Annotated in this window: 12 protein-coding genes and 1 pseudogene; 5 read left to right on the plus strand and 8 right to left on the minus strand. The window is 61.1% G+C overall.

The genetic code is table 11. From position 1 onward, the window contains the following. The first annotated feature begins 171 nt into the window (after window positions 1–171). Window positions 172–825: an alpha/beta fold hydrolase gene (locus GKR99_19520; protein ID NKB29623.1), complete on the plus strand. Its 654-nt coding sequence runs from the start codon at window positions 172–174 to the stop codon at window positions 823–825. On the opposite strand, the gene GKR99_19525 is transcribed toward GKR99_19520, so the two are convergent. After that, on the minus strand, window positions 789–2,168 hold the full coding sequence (locus GKR99_19525; GenBank protein NKB29624.1) for a hypothetical protein: 1,380 nt from the start codon (window positions 2,166–2,168) through the stop codon (window positions 789–791). The genes GKR99_19520 and GKR99_19525 overlap by 37 nt on opposite strands. 128 nt (window positions 2,169–2,296) lie before the next feature. Between GKR99_19525 and GKR99_19530 the strand changes: the two genes are divergently transcribed. Then, a complete protein-coding gene (locus GKR99_19530; GenBank protein NKB29625.1) occupies window positions 2,297–2,545 on the plus strand; it encodes a hypothetical protein in 249 nt (82 codons plus the stop codon). 93 nt (window positions 2,546–2,638) lie between these two features. Further along, window positions 2,639–3,852 (plus strand): annotated as a pseudogene (locus GKR99_19535) (NADP-dependent isocitrate dehydrogenase). A gap of 29 nt (window positions 3,853–3,881) precedes the next feature. Here GKR99_19535 and GKR99_19540 read toward each other — a convergent pair. Both GKR99_19540 and GKR99_19545 read right to left on the minus strand, forming a co-directional pair. After that, complete coding sequence (locus GKR99_19540) at window positions 3,882–4,676, minus strand: class II glutamine amidotransferase (GenBank protein NKB29626.1); 795 nt, start codon at window positions 4,674–4,676, stop codon at window positions 3,882–3,884. Further along, on the minus strand, window positions 4,676–4,882 hold the full coding sequence (locus GKR99_19545; protein NKB29627.1) for a hypothetical protein: 207 nt from the start codon (window positions 4,880–4,882) through the stop codon (window positions 4,676–4,678). Before GKR99_19545 ends, GKR99_19540 begins: the two co-directional genes overlap by 1 nt. Before the next feature lie 118 nt (window positions 4,883–5,000). Here GKR99_19545 and GKR99_19550 point away from each other — a divergent pair, with 118 nt between their 5' ends. Next, window positions 5,001–5,459, plus strand: a complete 459-nt coding sequence (locus GKR99_19550; protein ID NKB29628.1) for an AsnC family transcriptional regulator — start codon at window positions 5,001–5,003, stop codon at window positions 5,457–5,459. A 69-nt stretch (window positions 5,460–5,528) separates the two neighbouring features. Next, window positions 5,529–7,349: a translational GTPase TypA gene (gene typA / locus GKR99_19555; protein NKB29629.1), complete on the plus strand. Its 1,821-nt coding sequence runs from the start codon at window positions 5,529–5,531 to the stop codon at window positions 7,347–7,349. Between the two features lie 120 nt (window positions 7,350–7,469). On the opposite strand, the gene GKR99_19560 is transcribed toward typA, so the two are convergent. The 5 genes from GKR99_19560 to GKR99_19580 all read right to left on the minus strand — a co-directional run bounded on the left by GKR99_19560 (window position 7,470) and on the right by GKR99_19580 (window position 15,089). Then, window positions 7,470–7,754 (minus strand): DUF1330 domain-containing protein, encoded by a 285-nt coding sequence (locus GKR99_19560; protein NKB29630.1) that lies wholly within the window; start codon window positions 7,752–7,754, stop codon window positions 7,470–7,472. Then, entirely contained in the window at window positions 7,751–10,402 is a 2,652-nt protein-coding gene (alaS, locus tag GKR99_19565; GenBank protein ID NKB29631.1) for an alanine--tRNA ligase, read from the minus strand. The genes GKR99_19560 and alaS overlap by 4 nt, the downstream gene beginning before the upstream one ends. Window positions 10,403–10,840: 438 nt before the next feature. Then, window positions 10,841–11,926, minus strand: a complete 1,086-nt coding sequence (gene recA, locus GKR99_19570; GenBank protein ID NKB29632.1) for a recombinase RecA — start codon at window positions 11,924–11,926, stop codon at window positions 10,841–10,843. 430 nt (window positions 11,927–12,356) lie between these two features. Further along, a complete protein-coding gene (locus GKR99_19575) occupies window positions 12,357–13,499 on the minus strand; it encodes a response regulator (GenBank protein ID NKB29633.1) in 1,143 nt (380 codons plus the stop codon). A 48-nt stretch (window positions 13,500–13,547) separates the two neighbouring features. Next, on the minus strand, window positions 13,548–15,089 hold the full coding sequence (locus GKR99_19580) for a PAS domain-containing protein (GenBank protein NKB29634.1): 1,542 nt from the start codon (window positions 15,087–15,089) through the stop codon (window positions 13,548–13,550). Window positions 15,090–15,152: the final 63 nt, after the last annotated feature.

Below are 15,152 nucleotides of genomic sequence, written 5' to 3' on the forward strand. Positions count from 1 at the left end.
CATCGCCCGATCAACGCCCCGCTTGCGGTTGACGCGCAATGGCGCGCCGCTTAGGTCACTTGAAACGCCCGTTCCCCCAGCTATCGGACGGGTCAGATTAGAACGGTTCTAAAGTATCCGACAATTTCCGTCAACCATACGGTCGCCGGATACATCGTAAGGAAGTCACATATGCCCGAGGTCATTTTTCCCGGCCCCGAAGGTCGCCTGGAAGGGCGCTACCACCCGCAAAAGGCCAAGGATGCGCCGATCGCGATCATCCTGCACCCGCACCCGCAGTTCGGTGGCACGATGAACAATCGCGTCGTCTATAACCTGCACTATGCGTTCCACAACATGGGCTTCACGGTCCTGCGGTTTAACTTCCGCGGTGTCGGGCGCAGTCAGGGCGAATACGATCAGGGCATCGGAGAGTTGTCAGACGCGGCAAGCGCACTCGACTACCTCCAGTCGATGAACCAGAACTCCAAGCATTGCTGGGTCGCCGGGTTCAGCTTCGGGGCCTGGATCGGCATGCAGCTTCTGATGCGCCGGCCCGAGATTACCGGCTTCATCTCGGTCGCTCCGCCCGCCAACATGTACGACTTTACCTTCCTCGCCCCCTGCCCCAGCAGTGGCCTGATCATCAACGGCACCGCAGATCGGGTGGCGCCGCCAAACGATACGCGCCTGCTGGTCGAGAAGTTGCACGAACAAAAGGGTATCACCATCACCCATTCGGAAATCGAAGGTGCGGCCCATTTCTTCGAAGATCCGCATATGGACGACATGATTGGCCAGGTTGACGGCTACGTGCGCCGCCGCCTGACGGAAACCACACGGTAAACCACGCGATATAGCCAGTCCCGGACACGGGCTGGCCCGCACAGCGGTCCCAGCCACCAGACGGCGAGGATCGTGTAAATCGGCTCGATCGTGTATCGCATCCGCTCCTGTTCGCTGCCGTTCATCAGATGGGTCACGGCAGTGAAATAGATCAGTACCAGCAACAGCGCTGACATCTCAGGTCGGTAGGGGCCCGATCGCACCGCACGCCAGCACAGCCTGAACAGACAGAAATACAACTGCAGGTTCAGCAAGCCGGATACCGGATACGTCCACTCGATCACCCGCCAGAGCGATGAAATACGCTCCCACCCGCCGGGCTCATGGAAATACTGATGCGGCCGCAGCGAATGCGTGCGCAAGAAGCGTTGCAGGCGTTTCTTGATGTAACGCAGCGGATCCGCCTGCGCCGCGGTCACGACATTGGGAAGGCATTGGCGCGACCTGTCCAAGACGATTGCAGAGTTCATGTTTGGCGCCCCGCCCGACTTGGTCGTCGCTGTCAGCACCGGATGGTCACCGGCAGTTAATGCTTCGGGCGCATCCGGATCGGTGGCCTTCAACTGCCTGATGATTGCACTGAACTGACATAGGAGCCGCATATCCTCGGGCTCGATCCGAACAGTCTGCGCAAGGTTCAGCGGCAACCAGGTTGACGCCGAAGGCACCCCAAACACCACCGCGTTTTTCAGTGTCGGAACCGCGGCAAGAATTGTCGCCATGACCGCCGCGCCAATCAATGCGCGCCGCTCCATCAGAATCATGCGGCCAAAGACGTATCCGGCGAGGGCAATGAACACCGGATGAAACACCGCCCAAAGCCACGCCAGCGCCACCAGCGTACCAAAACCCTGCAACGCGCGATACCGATGCGGCACAAAAAGCGCATGCATGAAACACAAAACCAGAAACGCACTGGGATGGGCATAGAATGCATAGGTCTCATAATACAGGACGCTGGGTGTGCAGCAGATCAGGAACGCCGACACAGCCGCCCACAGCTGGGAAAAACCCAGGCGGCGTAACATGGCGATCAAAAGCCCCGCCCCGATCAGCGTCAGAGCGATCCAGACACCATAAAGCACCAGCGTCACATGCGTCGCATCGGGCCCGACAATTGTGATGATAACGGCCAGCACGGCGTTGAACAGCGGTGCCTGCGAATGCAGATACCAAAGCGACCCCAGCGGATCAGCCGCCAACACCGCAAGATCAAGCGTCTGCCAATTCCTCTCAAGTACGTCGAACGCGGGGCGCAGACCAAGCAGCCACAACACCGCCCTGACCGCCAGAAGCGCGGCAGAAACACTCAACCAAGGCACAAGGCGTCCCAGTTTCGTCACCGCCCTTTGCCCCGAAATACCAATTGCTGTTCAATTTGCCGCGACCGACCCTGGGGCTGGACGCTTCGGCAGGGGCATCGTACTCAGGGCCAGGACCAAGCGCAATCAAAGGCCTGGACACAGCAGCCATGGGCATCACTGAAGACATTGCCGACCAATTGGCGAAAGAGGCGATCGCCGCCGCCGAAAAACTTGGCGATGACCAGCTTGTCGCAAATGTCGCCAAGGTGATCGGAGCCACCTCTGCCACCACCGAGGAGGCATTTCTGACGGCCGTGCGCATCCGCAGCGCCGAAACACGCGCCCGCGAATACCTGGCCGACCGCATCGCCGGAGAAGCCCCCGCAGTGCCGGAATCTGCGCAGGAAGATCACTGACCCGGGTCATTCCGCCGGACGCCGCGACACGTCTTCCCCCCACGGGGTCCATCCGCTAGACCGCGCCCATCTCTTGCAGCGTGAAGGTGTTCAATGTCCAAGATCAAAGTCGAAAACCCCATCGTCGAACTCGACGGGGACGAGATGACGCGCATCATCTGGCAGTTCATCAAGGACAAGCTGATCCTGCCGTACCTTGACGTCGACCTGCTATATTATGACCTCGGGATGGAGGAACGCGACCGCACCGACGACCAGATCACCATCGACGCGGCGGAAAAAATCAAGGAGGTCGGCGTCGGCGTCAAATGCGCCACGATCACCCCGGATGAGGCCCGCGTCGAGGAGTTCGGCCTGAAAAAAATGTGGCGCAGTCCGAACGGCACGATCCGCAACATCCTGGGCGGCGTGATCTTTCGCCAGCCGATCCTGTGTTCCAACGTCCCGCGTCTGGTCCCCGGCTGGACCAAACCCATCGTCGTGGGCCGCCACGCTTTCGGCGACCAATATAAGGCCACTGATTTCACCTTCCCCGGTGCCGGCAAGCTGAGCATGAAATTCACTGGCGCCGATGGCGAAGTGATCGAGCGTGAGGTCTATGACGCCAAGGAAGCAGGCGTTTTCATGGGGATGTATAACCTCGACGCCTCGATCTACGATTTTGCGCGCGCTTCGCTGAACTACGGGCTGAACCTTGGCTGGCCGGTCTATCTGTCGACCAAGAATACGATCCTCAAAGCCTATGACGGGCGCTTCAAAGACATCTTTCAGGAAGTCTATGACGCTGAATTCGCCGAGAAATTCGAAGAGGCGAAGATCTGGTACGAACACCGGTTGATCGACGACATGGTCGCCAGCTCGCTCAAATGGTCGGGCGGATATGTCTGGGCTTGCAAGAACTACGACGGCGACGTGCAGTCTGATACCGTCGCGCAGGGCTTCGGATCACTCGGCCTGATGGCAAGCCAGCTGATGACGCCCGACGGCAAGATCGTCGAGTCCGAGGCCGCCCACGGCACCGTCACCCGCCACTATCGCCAGCACCAGAAGGGAGAGGCGACATCAACAAACTCCATCGCCTCGATCTATGCCTGGACCGGCGGGCTGAAGCACCGCCCAAACTGGACGGTAACGCCAAGCTGAAGGAATTCGCGGAAACCCTGGAAAAGGTCGTGGTGGGCACCGTAGAAAGCGGCCAGATGACCAAAGATCTGGCGCTGCTGGTCGGGCCGGATCAAAGCTGGCTGACGACCGAAGGCTTTCTGGAGGCGATCGACGCGAACCTGAACAAGGCGCTTACAGGGTAAATCGACGCGATAACGACATCAGGCGACTCTCAGGCCGCTGCGCGGCATCGCGCTGCGGGCGCAAACGGTGCCGCCGCGACCGTGTCCCCATCGAACCGACAAATCGTGCCGGGGGGCACGGCGGTCCAGTCATCCGCAGCCTCATATGGCTCTGATACAACTGACCATCCGCGCGCCCGCTCGCAATAGCGGTAATAGAGCGACGGCGCCCATTGATCCGACGCATAGCGCACCGCATAAAGGCATTCGCCATCCGACACGGCGGCCGATAGCCGCATGTGCGGGCCGGTTCCATAGGCGCGCGACATCGCCTCCAAGTCACCCACCGCGCAGGACAGCGCCGCGACAGGGTCACGGTCCAGCCCATGGCCCAGTGCGGTCAGGAACAGAACCTCACTATCACTCGCGCCTTTGCGGTGGCCATAATACGCATCCGGGATCGACATATCGGCGCGCTTGCGAAACGCTTCGAACCCGCCAATCTGACCGTTGTGCATGAAACTCCACCGGCCAACCGTGAACGGATGACAGTTGTTGCGGCTGGTCGCGGACCCGGTCGAGGCCCGCACATGCGCCAGAAACAAGGGCGAGCGAACCTGCCCAGCAATCGCCCGCAAGTTCGGATCGGACCAGGCCGGATAGGTATCGCGGTACAACCCAGGCTCGGCCCGGTGATCGTACCATGCTACGCCGAAGCCATCCGCGTTGATCGTCGATTTGCAATGCTCGGCGTGGTGGCTTTGCTCGATCAGCGAATGCTCGGGATCGCTGATGATCGTCTCAAGAAAGACCGGCGCGCCAATCCACGCCGCCCAGCGGCACATTATTGACCCCGGTTGTGCGTCTTGGCGTACATCTCGGCGATCATGCCGCTGGCGGTTTTTTCAAACAGACACGGGATCACCGCATGAACCGCCGCAGCACCCGCCGCGCCTAACAGTTTCAGGCTGAACCCACCGGCGAAACGCGCGTGTTCCAGATAGGTCTCATCCACGTTGCGCGGATGGTTGAGGAATACTTTGGCAATCATGAAGGGCGCTCCTGCTCTGCTGAGTTCGTCCTGAATACAAGGTCCGGGGCGAGAAATGCTCCCAAAATCAGGGCAATATCAGTTGCTTTTGGGAGGATTTCCACCAATATGTTATTTTATGAAGACGCTTGATGAAATCGACCGCCGGATTCTGACCGCCCTGCAACGTGACGCGACGCCCGCGCTCGACGCGCTGGGCCAGGTGATCGGCCTGTCGCGCAACGCCCTCTGGCGGCGTATCCGCGCGTTGGAAGACAGCGGCGTGATCCGGGCCCGTGTTGCGCTGGTCGATCCCGAAGCGCTGGATCTGAACCTGACGGTATTCATCCAGGTCCGCACCAGCGCCCATGATGCCGACTGGCTGGCCAAATTCGCCCGCGCCACAAACGCGATGCCGGAAATCCTGGGTGCATACCGCATGACCGGAGAGCTGGATTACCTGATCCGCGCCCGCGTGCGCGATGTCGCCGACTATGACCGCCTGTACCAGCGGCTGATCCAACAGGTCGATCTGGCCGATGTTTCCGCCAGCTTCGTCATGGAAGAGCTGAAAGAAACCACTGCCCTGCCTGTCTGACCACAAAACCGCTGGCCTTTGGGTCTGGCCCGCGTTAAGCGCGCGCCAAGCCCACAAGGAACGGACGTCATGGACCTTCGCAACATCGCGATTATTGCTCACGTTGACCACGGAAAAACCACGCTGGTGGACGCCATGCTGGCGCAATCCGGCGCGATCCGCGAAGGACAGGCCGTGGCCGAACGGGCAATGGACAGCAACGATCTGGAACGCGAACGCGGCATCACGATCCTGGCCAAGGCCACCTCGGTCGAATGGAACGGCACCCGCATCAACATCGTCGACACCCCCGGCCACGCCGATTTCGGGGGCGAGGTTGAACGCATCCTGTCGATGGTCGACGGGGTGGTCCTGCTGGTCGATGCCGCCGAAGGGCCGATGCCGCAGACCAAATTCGTCACCTCCAAAGCGCTGGCACTTGGGCTGCGCCCCATCGTTGTGCTGAACAAGGTCGACAAGCCCGACGGAGAACCCGACCGAGCGCTGGACGAAGTCTTTGATCTGTTCGTCGCCCTTGGCGCCGATAACGACCAGTTGGATTTCCCGGTCCTCTATGCCTCGGGCCGGTCCGGCTGGGCGGATGATGAATTGGACGGCCCGCGCAAGGATCTTTCAGCGCTGTTCAAAGTGGTCCTGGACCACGTTCCCGCGCCTGCGCAGATCGCACAGTCGGGCGAACCCTTCCGCATGCTTGCCACCACGCTGGGCGCCGACCCTTTCATCGGCCGCATCCTGACAGGGCGCGTCGAAAGCGGGCGATTGAAGACCGGCGAAACGCTGAAGGCCCTGACCCGTGACGGCGACTTGATCGAGAAATTCCGCGTCACCAAAATCCAGGCCTTCCGGGGCCTCGGCCACCAGTCGATTGACGTTGCCGAGGCGAGCGACATCGTCACCATCGCGGGCATGTCGAAGGCAACCGTGGCCGATACGCTGTGTGATGTGGCGCTCGACACGCCCCTGCCCGCGCAGCCCATCGACCCGCCCACCATCAGCGTTCAATTCGGCATCAACGACAGCCCGCTGGCAGGCCGCGACGGCAAAAAAGTCCAGTCCCGCGTCATCCGCGAACGCCTACTGCGCGAAGCCGAGGTTAACGTCGCCATCAAGGTCACCGACACGCCAGGCGGTGAGGCCTTCGAGGTTGCCGGGCGCGGCGAATTGCAGATGGGCGTGCTGATCGAAAACATGCGCCGCGAGGGGTTCGAGCTGTCAATCTCGCGCCCGCAGGTGCTGATCCGCGAAGTTGACGGCCAGCGGCTTGAGCCGATCGAAGAGGTCACCATCGACGTTGACGACAATTTTTCCGGTGCGGTCATTGAAAAGCTAACCGGCCCGCGTCGCGGTGAACTGGCTGAAATGCGCCCAGCCGGGGCTGGCAAAACCCGCATCGTGGCACAAATCCCGTCACGCGGGCTGATCGGCTACCACGGCGAGTTTATGACCGACACGCGCGGAACCGGCGTGCTGAACCGCGTTTTTCACGACTGGCAACCCTGGCGCGGCCCGATCCCTGGTCGGCGCGCGGGTGTGTTGATTTCGATGGAGGCCGGCCAGTCGGTCGCCTTTGCGCTGTTCAATCTGGAAGACCGGGGCCGGATGTTCATCGGTGCGCAGGAAGACGTTTATGGCGGCATGATCATTGGCGAGCATTCCCGCGAAAACGACCTGGAAGTGAACCCGCTGAAGGGCAAGAAGCTGACCAACGTGCGCGCCTCGGGCACGGATGAGGCGGTGCGCCTGACCACCCCGATCACACTGTCGCTGGAACAGGCCATCGCCTATATCGACGATGATGAACTGGTCGAGGTCACCCCGAAAGCCGTGCGGATGCGCAAACGCTTCCTCGACCCGCACGAGCGCAAACGCCAGGCCCGTGCTGCAAGTTAAGTAGTGCCGCTGACGCGGCAAGTCTGGGTTTAAGGGGGCTCGCTTCGCTCGCCATGCCTCCGGCGGGAGTATTTGGGGCGAAAAGACATGGGCGCGTGGCGCATTTCAACGAGCGCCGCGTCAGCCTTCTTCCACCACCACCAGATCGCGCACGGAAGAGGCTTTGGCGTGGCCAACCGCCTTCTGGTATTTCGCCGAATTGTAACACTCGACGGCGGCTTCAAGCGATGGGAACCGCGCCACGACGTTGCGCGCACGGTCATTGCCTTCCAGTTGAACATAACGCCCGCCACGCGCCAGAAACACGCCACCGTGTTCGGCAATCGCTTCGGTCGCGATGGCGGCGTATTTGGCATAGGTGTCGGGGTCGCTGACCTCGACGTTGGCGATCCACAGGGCCGTCATGTTGCGTTCTCCATCAGAGTTTTCACAGCGGCGATGGCCGCTTGAGCATTCTCAGGCGAACTGCCGCCACCCTGTGCCATCGCCGGGCGACCACCACCGCCTTTGCCGCCCAGTTCGGCGACGGCGGCGCGGACCATATCGATGGCGCTCAGCTGGTCGGTCAGATCCTCGGTCACGCCGGCAGCGACGGCCGCCTTACCGCCGGTATCCGCAATCAGCAGCACGGCGCCCGGCCCGCGCGCCTTGATATCGTCGATGATACCCGGCAAGTCGCGGGGTGACACATCGCTTAGCACCTGCGCGGTCAGCGCGATCCCGTTCACGGTTTCCGCGGCCACAGCACCCGATCCGCAGGTCGCCAGTTTCTTGCGCAGATCAGCCACTTCGGCCTGCAGGGCCTTGCGTTCATCCAGTAGCGCGCGCACCCGGTCGGGCACTTCGGCGGCCTGAGTTTTCAATGCCAGCGCCGCCTCGGCCAGGCGGTGATCCTGTTGGGTCAGATACACAGCCGCCGCCGCCCCGGTCAGCGCCTCGATCCGGCGTACCCCGGCACTGGACGCGCTGTCACCCAGCACAACGCATTGCCCGATATCGCCCGTGCGCGTCACATGCGTGCCGCCGCACAGTTCGATCGACCATGTCTGCCCGTCAGTGCCCTTGCCCGTGTCCGCCCGCCCCATCGAGACGACGCGAACCTCCTCACCATATTTCTCACCAAACAGCGCCTGCGCGCCAATCTCGCGCGCATCATCCGGCGTCATGATCCGGGTTTCGACGGGCGTGTTCTGGCGGATGAAAGCGTTCACCTGGTCCTCAACACCGCGAATTTCCGCAAGGCTAAGCGCTGCGCCATGGGAAAAATCAAACCGCAGCCGGTCTGGCGCATTCAGCGACCCACGCTGCGCGACATGATCCCCCAGCGCGCCGCGCAGGGCTTCATGCAGCAAATGGGTTGCCGAATGATTGGCGCGGATCTTGCTGCGCCGGTCATGATCGACGCGCAGGGCAACGCCCGTGCCGGGGGTTAGGCTGCCTTCGGCAATGCGCGCAACGTGCTGCACCACATCCGCCACCTTGCGCGTGTCCGTGACCTTGGCCGCGCCACCTTCCCAGGTCACGCGCCCGGTGTCGCCAACCTGCCCGCCGGATTCGGCATAGAACGGCGTCTGGTTGGTGACGATAACCACCTCATCGCCGGGCCCTGCCGTTTCAATTGCGGCGCCGGATTGTACCAGCGCCAGCACCTGCCCTTCGGCAGCTTCCGTGTCATAGCCCAGGAATTCGGTTGCGCCATGCTGGTCGGCCAGATCGTACCAGATCGCCGCATCTGCAACCTCGCCCGAGCCAGCCCAACTGGCGCGTGATTTGGCCTTTTGTTCCGCCATTGCCGCATCAAAACCCGCTTCGTCCACCGATCGGCCACGTTCGCGCAAGGCATCCTGTGTCAGATCCAGCGGAAATCCGAAGGTATCATAGAGCTTGAAGGCGGCCGCGCCCGGAAAGGCGGCACCATCGGGCAGATTGCCAAGTTCTTCATCCAGAAGATGAAGTCCGCGGTCCAGAGTTTTACGAAACCGGGTTTCTTCGCTGCGCAGAGTTTCTTCGATCATCGCCTGCGCGCGGCCAAGTTCGGGATATGCCTGCCCCATTTCGCCCACCAGCGTCGGCACCAGACGATACATCAGCGGATCTGTCGCGCACAGCAGCGCGCCGTGGCGCATTGCGCGACGCATGATCCGCCGCAGCACATAACCGCGCCCGTCTGCCGAGGGCAGAACCCCGTCGGCGATCAGAAAAGACATCGCGCGCAGGTGATCCGCGATGACCCGGTGATGCACATTCCCCGGCCCGTCCGGTTCAGTGCTTGTGGCATTGGCCGAAGCCTCGATCAGCGTGCGGAACAGATCGGTGTCATAATTGTCGTGATGCCCCTGCAGCAGCGCGCCAATCCGTTCCAGCCCCATGCCGGTGTCAATCGACTGGTTCGGCAGGGGGGCGCGGCTGCCATCCTCGAACTGTTCGAACTGCATGAAGACCAGGTTCCAGATTTCGATGAACCGGTCGCCATCCTCATCCGGGCTGCCCGGCGGGCCACCCGGAATGTGGTCGCCGTGGTCATAGAAAATCTCGGATGACGGCCCACATGGCCCCGTCGGCCCCATCATCCAGAAATTGTCGTCCGTTGCGATGCGAATGATCCGCTCATCCGGCAGGCCAGCGTGTTTTTTCCAGATGTCTGCCGCCTCGTCATCGTCGTGATAAACGGTGACCAGCAGGCGATCCTTATTGATGCCGAATTCCTTGGTGATCAGATCCCAGGCAAAGGGGATCGCATCGCCCTTGAAATAGTCCCCGAAGCTGAAATTCCCCAGCATTTCAAAGAAGGTATGGTGCCGCGCGGTATAGCCGACATTGTCCAGATCATTGTGCTTGCCGCCGGCGCGCACGCATTTCTGACTGGTCGTGGCGCGCACATAGTCGCGGGTTTCGACGCCTGTAAACAGGTTCTTGAACTGCACCATGCCCGAGTTGACGAACATCAGCGTCGGGTCATTGCGCGGCACCAGCGGAGAGCTGGCGACAACTTCATGCCCGTGGCGCGCATAATAGTCGAGGAATGTCGATCGGATGTCGTTCAGGCTGGGCATCTTGGGTCCGGTCCGGATTTCTGGGTGTTCCGCGCCGGTTTAGCCTTGCACCGTTTGGCTGTCCACTGGGCACTCCGGTGCGTTTGCTATCGAGGTTACCAGCTTACCGATCCATTGGCGGCATGCCCCACCGAGCAGACCGAAAATTTGCAGTCGCACCGGGCCGCGGCCACTTGCGACCAGCAAGGGATACGTTCACCTAACCACCCGGTTCCGCAGAACTGCAAGTTGTTCGCCCGACTTAGCGCGCCCCGATCTGCCAACGCTCGATTGCATTGCGCAGCCGCGATCAGCTGCCCATTTTCAGGCGTGGGGCCGGATGTATGTGACAAGCCTCCACACGAAAATGGCCGACCTTTCGGTCGACCATTCCCAGATATTCTCTGCCACAAACCAAATGACGCGGGCCCTTTGCCGGAGTTGGCCATCTCCGACCGGTCAGCCCTCCAGAACGTCGTCCGGGTCGCTTGCCACGGGCGGCGTTGGCGCGGGCATGTCAAAGTCCAGCCCATGTGCCGCGCGAATCTTATCCTCGATCTCATAGGCGATCCGGGCGTTTTCCTTCAGGAACACTTTCGCATTCTCGCGCCCCTGACCAATCCGTTCATCCCCGTAAGAGAACCACGAGCCGGATTTTTCAACCACGCCCGCTTTGACGCCCAGGTCCAGCAACTCACCCATTTTCGAGATGCCTTCGCCGTACATGATGTCAAATTCGACCTGCTTGAACGGCGGGGCCACTTTGTTTTTGACGATCTTCACGCGCGTTGCATTGCCGACGACTTCATCGCGGTCCTTGATCGCGCCGATGCGGCGGATGTCCAGCCGCACCGAGCTGTAGAACTTCAGCGCATTGCCCCCAGTTGTGGTTTCCGGGCTGCCGAACATCACGCCGATCTTCATCCGAATCTGGTTGATGAAGATCACGGTGCATTTTGACCGGCTGATCGCTCCGGTCAGTTTGCGCATCGCCTGGCTCATCAGCCGGGCCTGGGCACCGACCTGGGCGTCGCCCATATCGCCTTCCAATTCCGATTTCGGCGTCAGGGCGGCCACCGAATCGACCACCACCATGTTCACCGCGCCTGAACGCACCAGTGTCTCGGTAATTTCCAATGCCTGTTCGCCCGTGTCGGGCTGCGAGATCAGCAATTCATCCAGGTTCACACCCAGCTTCCTGGCATAACCCGGGTCCAGCGCGTGCTCCGCATCAACGAAGGCGCAGACGCCGCCAGTCTTCTGTTCTTCGGCAATGCAATGCAGCGTCAGCGTTGTCTTACCCGAGCTTTCGGGCCCGTAAATCTCGATCACACGGCCCTTCGGAATGCCGCCAATGCCCAGCGCAATATCGAGCCCGAGCGACCCAGTCGACGTCGCCTCGATCGCCTCAACCGGGCCTTCGCCCAGCTTCATGATCGACCCCTTGCCGAACTGCCGTTCGATCTGGGCCAGCGCGCTGTCCAGCGCCTTTTGTTTTTCGCCTGAGCGCTTGTCGGTCATGTCGAGGATTTCTGCCGTTGCCATCTGTTCCGATCCTTATTCCACACCACCCGCGGGGCGGCAATGATGCTGATATTCGCTTTTTGTTCTAATTTGGCTTATGAGATCAAAAAGCGAACAAAGCAACTACAAATTTTTCTATCTCAGTAAACGCCCGAATAGGTTAACGCATCGTTACTGCAAGAAAACCGTTTTGGATCGGTAGGTTACAAAAGAATCAGTGCAGCTGGTCGCGCACGGTTGCGGTCAAATCTGTCAGGGAAAATGGCTTGGGCAGATTGTGTTGAAAAACTCCGAAATCAGAGCGTCGCGGATTTCTTGCGAAAACCTATGAAGCGAAATAGTCGGAAAGCTTTGACCACGAGACAGCGCATGGCTGCGCGTGAGCGCATGTAGGCGATTTGGGCCGACCCCCGCGCCAAAAATTTAGGATCGGGCTGCATGGAAAGAAAAATCATCGTTCAGGCCCTAAAACGGAGTTTTTCAACACAATCGGCAAAAAGACCGAGTTCGGAATCCTGGCGCGACTGTCTGCCACGGAATCCTCGGAATAGCCTGATACGAACACAACACGCGTGTCCGGGCGCTGTTTCAACGCCTGGCTGACCCAGCCCGGCCTGTCCATTCCGGGCATGATCACATCGGTCACGAATACATCAACCTCAAGTGCCGAATCCTCCAGCATTTCAAGCGCTTCCTCGGCATTCTCGGCCTCGATCACCTGGTATCCGCGCATCCTTAATGCGCGCGAGGCGAAGGCCCGGACCGGCGCTTCATCCTCAACCAATAGCACGACGGCATCGGCCCCATCGGTCACCTCAGGCCCATCCTTGTCAGGCGCAGAAGACCCTGCCGCCGTTTCGATCTGACGAAACAGGTTGTCGGCGGACGCATTGCGCCGGGGTATGGCATCCTCACCGTTGCCCGCCTGAATCAAACCGTCACTGGCCTGCCGCGCAGGATATGTTTCGGGTTGGGCGGCATCTGCTGCATCCTCTGCGCTTTCGCGAGCCGCGTCTGCGACCCGCCGCAGGGTTTCTTCCGCGTCGTCTGGCGATGCGCCAGGGCGTGCCTCGGCCGGTACTTCTGGCGGGGCGGCGGGCCTGTCACTATGCGCAGCTTCGGGCGCAACGGTTTCACCAATCGACGGGGTCGGCAGGGCGCGCTGGGGTTCCGGATCCACCAACGCCGGGTCCGGCAAAACACCAAATTGACCATCGGCCAAGGGCTGAACGGGGGCTTCGGCCACATGTTCATGGGCCGGGAAATACAGCGTGAAGCAACTGCCCGATCCGGTCTGACTGTCCGCAAAGATAAATCCGCCCGATTGCTTGACGATTCCATAGACCGTCGACAGCCCAAGCCCGGTGCCCTTGCCCGTTGGTTTGGTGGTGAAGAACGGCTCGAATATCTTGGGAAGTTGATCCGGCGCGATGCCGCCACCCTCATCAGAAACCCGCAAAACCACGTATTCGCCGGGCGGCACGCTGGCGCGATCCCTCTCAAGCTTCTGCGACAGAATCTCGACCGTGGCCGCAACGCGGATTTCGCCCCCTTCGGGCATCGCATCGCGCGCGTTCACCACCAGGTTCATCATCACCTGTTCAAACTGCCGCTTGTCGGCGCGCACCCGTTTCAGGCCAGGCTAAAATGTCTGTGTCAGGCTGACCGTCTCTCCCACCAGCCGGTTCAGCAGATGCGTGAGGTCAGTCAGCGTATCGCGCAGATCCAGCTGCTGCGGAGTCATGTTCTGCTTGCGCGAAAACGCCAGCAACTGCCCGACCAGACTCGCCGCCCGGTTCGAATTCTCGGTGATCTGGATAAGATCGGCATATTCAGGATCGCCGGCATCGTGACGCAACAGCAGCAGATCACAATGCCCTGATATCGGTGTCAGCAGATTGTTGAAATCATGCGCAATGCCGCCCGCCAATTGGCCGATCGCCTGCATCTTCTGGCTTTGGACGAACTGCGCTTCCAGCGTCTTCAACTCGGTCGCGTCGTGCAGAACTGCGACCAGCGACAGCCCATCGCCCGCGGCCACGCGCCCAAGCGATATCTGCAAGTAAGTCTCATGCTCCGGGCGGGTGGCGCGAACCACTTCGGGGCGGCCCAGCCCGCGCCCCTTGGCCGCATCCGCCAGCCAGTCTTCGACCGGACGGCCCAGCCCTTCGACCAGCGATTTCAGAGGCATGCCAGCTTCCGGATCCTTGGCATCTACGCCCATGTTTACCGCCAGCAGGTCACAGGCCTGCCGGTTTGCGTGCCGCACCGCGCCCGACGCGTCAATCTTCAGAAGCGGCACAGGCAGCGCGTCGAGGAATTGCCCGTCATCGACCGGCTCGTCGCGCGTTAATGGAACGAAATACAACTCGCGCCGCGCACCGACACCCAGTTCCACGACCGTCGCCTGCAATGGCCCCTCGGTCCCGGCAACCTCGTGCACGCCGCCGGGGCGGATCGGCAGATCATTGACGATCCGGTCCAGCGCCGCCTGGCGACTGCCGATCAGGCGTTTCAACGCCTCATTCATGAACAGCACCGTGCCCGAGCGCGAAACCGTCAGCATCGGCAAGCTGATTGCGTCACTGCCCCGGCTTGAACGCACGGTGTCCGCCTGTTCAACAACACGCCACAAAAACGCCTCTGGGTCGACGCGCGTCACCGCGATGCCAAGATGACCACGCCGCAGCAAAACATCTTCCTGCGCGGATCCCTTGCTTGCAGCAGTCTCCAACAGGCGGCGCAACATCGCCTCGGGCGCGGCAACATGGGCGTCGAGTGCGGCCACCAGCGCACCGCCGTTTTCCGCCCGGAACCTGCGCAACGCCGCTCGATTTTGCACCCGAATGGCGCCGCGCGCATCCGTGGCAAAGACCGGGTCGGCCTCCTCCGCGATCAGCGTCAGAATTGTCGCATCCTGATCGCCCAATATCAAAGAGCGTTGCCGCGCCAGGATCATCAACAACAGCGCCAGCATCGTCAGCGCCGCGCCACCGGCCAGCCCACCTAGCGAGATCCAACGTTGCGGCGCCATCATCGCCGCCCCGAACAGCGCCGCCGCAACCGGCAACAGCCACGCCGCGCCGGGCTGCAACCGCGCGGCCGTCTGCAACGTATTGCCGCGCAATCCGCCCTTGTTCGAAGGATCTGTCCGCTCCACCGCGCCTCGCAGTTGAAAATTCATATCCACAATAGCCAGACCGAATAACAGTTAATGGGCGATTAAGCCTGTTGCTGCACAATCAAT

The organism is Paracoccaceae bacterium, from assembly GCA_012103375.1.
Lineage (GTDB): Bacteria > Pseudomonadota > Alphaproteobacteria > Rhodobacterales > Rhodobacteraceae > WLWX01.